Annotated in this window: 3 protein-coding genes; all 3 read left to right on the top strand. The window is 76.9% G+C overall.

Annotated features, from left to right (window positions below; all coding sequences use genetic code 11):
* The first annotated feature begins 203 nt into the window (after window positions 1-203).
* Genes G3I53_RS10200 through G3I53_RS10210 form a run of 3 tightly spaced genes read left to right on the top strand, consistent with a single transcriptional unit; the run spans window position 204 to window position 3,783 of the window.
* Complete coding sequence (locus tag G3I53_RS10200; RefSeq protein WP_343240590.1) at window positions 204-1,442, top strand: lycopene cyclase family protein; 1,239 nt, start codon at window positions 204-206, stop codon at window positions 1,440-1,442.
* The gene (locus G3I53_RS10205) at window positions 1,439-2,209 is read left to right on the top strand and encodes a methyltransferase domain-containing protein (RefSeq protein WP_164333105.1); all 771 of its coding nucleotides are present in this window, start codon (window positions 1,439-1,441) and stop codon (window positions 2,207-2,209) included. The genes G3I53_RS10200 and G3I53_RS10205 overlap by 4 nt, the downstream gene beginning before the upstream one ends.
* A complete protein-coding gene (locus G3I53_RS10210; protein ID WP_164438244.1) occupies window positions 2,206-3,783 on the top strand; it encodes an NAD(P)/FAD-dependent oxidoreductase in 1,578 nt (525 codons plus the stop codon). The genes G3I53_RS10205 and G3I53_RS10210 overlap by 4 nt, the downstream gene beginning before the upstream one ends.
* Window positions 3,784-3,819: the final 36 nt, after the last annotated feature.

Consider the following 3,819-nt stretch of genomic DNA (forward strand, 5'->3'; position numbering starts at 1 on the left):
GAGCCCGGACGAAGCCCGTCCGCCCACCCCTCGGACGCCGGCGCCCGCCGTACGCCTCCCGCCCCCCGACCCGGAGTGACCGTGGACCCCGACGCCCTAACCGCCGCGCCCGCCGGAGCCACCGGCGGTGCGCTCCTCACCGCACGCGCCGGGCGGACCGACGCGGCATCCCCCGCGCGCCCCGGCACCGGACGGCCGGTCCGGTGACCCCGCAGCACCCCGACCCGCCCCACACGTCCGACGTGATCGTCGTCGGCGGCGGCGCCGCCGGCCTCAGCCTCGCCCACCGGATCACCGCCACCGGACCCATGTCCGTGACCGTGGTGGAACCACCGGACGGCCCCGCCCGCCCGCCCGAGCGGACCTGGTGCTACTGGGACCGGGACACCGGCGACCTCGACGCGGCGGTCACCGCCTCCTGGCCGCGGCTGCGCGTCCACGGCGCCGACGGCCGCCCGGTCACCGTCGACCCGGCCCCGCTGCGCTACCGCATGCTGCGCTCGGGGGCGTTCGAGCGCCTGGTGCACCAGCGGCTGGCCGCGTCCCCCGGCGGACAGGTCCTGCGCGCGACGGCGGACACCGTGCACGACGTGCCCGGCGGGGCGGAGGTCAGGTGCACGGACCCCGACGGCCGCCCCCTGACGCTGCGCGCCCGCCACGTCTTCGACTCCCGCCCCCTGAGCGCCCTGCCACCGGCCCGGACCCAGCTGCTCCAGCACTTCCGGGGCTGGTTCGTGCACACCGCGCGGGAGCGGTTCGACCCGGCCGTCGCCGACCTCATGGACTTCCGGGTGCCCCAGCCGCGCCACGGCCTCGCCTTCGGCTACGTCCTGCCCCTGGCACCGGACCGGGCGCTGGTGGAGTACACCGAGTTCTCCCGCGCGCCGCTCACCACCGAGGCGTACGAGGCGGCCCTCGGCCAGTACGCCCGGCACGTCCTGCGGCTCGGCCCGTTCACCGTGGAAGCGGCCGAACAGGGCGTCATCCCGATGACCGACGCGCGCTTCCCCCGCCGCGCCGGAGCGTCCGTCTTCCGCATCGGGACCGCGGGCGGCGCCACCCGCCCCGCCACCGGCTACACCTTCGCCGCGGTGCGGCGGCACAGCGCCGCCGTCGCCGCCGCCCTGCACGACGGACACGACGACATCCCCGCCCCCCACGGGCGGCGGGCGCTCGCCATGGACGCCATCCTGCTGCGCGCCCTGGACACCGGACGCGTCGACGGCCCCGCCTTCTTCACCGGCCTGTTCCGGCGCACACCCCCGGAACGCCTGCTGCGCTTCCTCGACGGCGCGACCTCCCTTCGCGAGGAGTGGGGCATCGGGCTGCGCACCCCCGTCGGCCCCATGCTCCGCACCGCCCTCGAAGTGCCCTTCCTTCCCCGCCGCCACCGACCCGCCCCGTCCGCCCCACCCGCGCCGACCGGAGTCAGCCACCGATGACCCTGCTCCACGACCACGACCTGGCCCGTGCCTTCGACCACGCGTCGCACACCTACGACCGCCTCACCGCCGTCAACCCCGGCTACCGCACCGACCTGCTGCGCTCCGCACGCCGGCTGCGGCTGCCGGACGGCGGGGCCGGACTGCACGTCCTCGACCTCGGCTGCGGCACCGGCAGCTCCACCCGGGCCCTGCTGCGCGCCGCGCCGAAGGCACGCATCACCGCCGTCGACGCCTCCTCGGGCATGCTGCGGCGCGCCCTCACCAAGCCCTGGCCCGACACCGTGCGGTTCCTGCACCTGACGGCCGAGGAGGTGGCGACCGCCGGGGAAGGCCCCTTCGACGCGGTCTTCGCCGCCTACCTCTTCCGCAACGTCACCCACCCCGACCGGATGCTGGCGTCCGTGCGGGAGCTGCTGCGGCCGGGCGGGCGCCTCGCCGTCCACGAGTACACCCTCAGCGGCTCACCCGTGCACCGCGCCCTGTGGACCGCCGTCTGCCGGGGCATCGTCGTCCCGGCGGGCACGCTCGGCGGCGACCGCGCCCTGTACCGCCATCTCTGGCGCAGCGTCCTGGACTTCGACACCGCACCCGCCTTCGCCGACCGCCTGGCCCGCGCCGGCTACAGGGGCGTGCGTGCCGCCCCCGTGGCCGGCTGGCAGACCGGCATCGTGCACACCTTCCTCGCCCGCACCCCCGACCCCGGCGGCACCACAGGCACCACGGCGCCCGCCCGGCCCGTCGAGGCGCGGGAGGACACCCCGTGACCACTTCTCCGCCCCTGATCCCCCGCCGGGGCCGCGACCGCAAGGCCGAAGTCCTCCTGCCCGCGGCGGGCCGGGCCCGGTTCGCCCGTACGGACGCCCCGCACGTCGCCGTCGCCGGCGGCGGCATCGCCGGACTCGCCGCGGCCACCCTGCTCGCCGAACGCGGCGCCCGCGTCACCCTCTACGAGGCCCAGGACTCCCTCGGCGGCCGGCTGTCCGGCCACCCCACCCGCCTGGCCGACGGCTCACCGGCCACCATGAGCCGCGGCTTCCACGCCTTCTTCCGCCAGTACTACAACCTGCGCGGCCTGCTGCGGCGCACGGACCCCGGACTCACCCGGCTCGTCCCGCTGCCCGACTACCCCCTCCGGCACAGCAGCGGCCTGACCGACAGCTTCGCCCGCGTCCCCCGGACACCCCCCTTCAGCGCGCTCGGCTTCGTCGCGCTCAGCCCCACCTTCGGCTGGCGCGACCTCGCCGCCCTGGACGCCCGGTCGGCCCTGCCCCTCCTCGACGTCCGCGTACCGGACGTCTACACCCGCTACGACCACGTCAGCGCCACCCGCTTCCTCGAATCCGTCCGCTTCCCCGAGGCCGCCCACCACCTCGCGTTCGAGGTGTTCTCCCGCAGCTTCTTCGCCGACCCGCGCGAACTGTCCGCCGCGGAACTGCTGCTGATGTTCCACATCTACTTCCTCGGCTCCGCCGAGGGCCTGCTCTTCGACGTGCCCGCCGAGCCCTTCCCGCAGGCCCTGTGGAACCCGCTCGGCGACTACCTCGGCCGCCTGGGCGCCGACGTGCGCACCGGTGCCCCCGTGCGCACCGTCCGGCCCCGGGACGACGGGGGAGTGGACCTGCACACGGACACCGGAGGCGACCGCCACGACGCGGCGGTGCTCGCCCTCGACCCCGGCGCCCTGCGCGACCTCGTCGCCGCCTCTCCCGGCCTGGGCACCGCCGCCTGGCGCGACGACGTCGCCGCCCTGCGCACCGCGCCGCCGTTCCTGGTCTCCCGGCTCTGGCTGGACCGCCCGGTCCGCGCCGGCCGCGCCGGGTTCCTCGGCACCAGTGGCTACGACGGGCTCGACAACATCAGCGTCCTGGAACGCTACGAGGGCGAGGCCGCCCGCTGGGCCGCCCGGACGGGCGGATCGGTGGTCGAACTGCACGCCTACGCCGTCGATCCGGCGGCCGACCGGGAGAAGACGCAGCGCACGCTCCTGGACCGGCTGCACCAGGTGTACCCGGAGACGCGCGAGGCCCGCGTGGTCGACGCCCGGCACGAATGGCGCGCCGACTGCCCGCTGTTCCCCGTCGGTTCGTACCACCGGCGGCCCACCGTGCGCACCCCCCACCCCCGGGTGGTGCTGGCCGGCGACGCGATCCGCTGCGACCTGCCCGTCGCCCTGATGGAACGCGCCGCCACCACCGGATTCCTCGCCGCCAACGCGCTGCTCGAAGCGTGGGACGTCCGCGGCCAGGTGCTGTGGACGGTCCCCGCGGCGGGGCGTTCCCCGGTCCTGCGTGCCCTGGCCGCCCTCGGGCGCCGGAAGCCGCACCCGCGGAGCGGCTGAGCCCCCCGCGGCGCGGCGCCCGCCCCCGGCCCGAGG

Origin of the sequence: Streptomyces sp. SID14436, assembly GCF_010548465.1 — a bacterium.
Classification (GTDB): Bacteria; Actinomycetota; Actinomycetes; order Streptomycetales; family Streptomycetaceae; genus Streptomyces.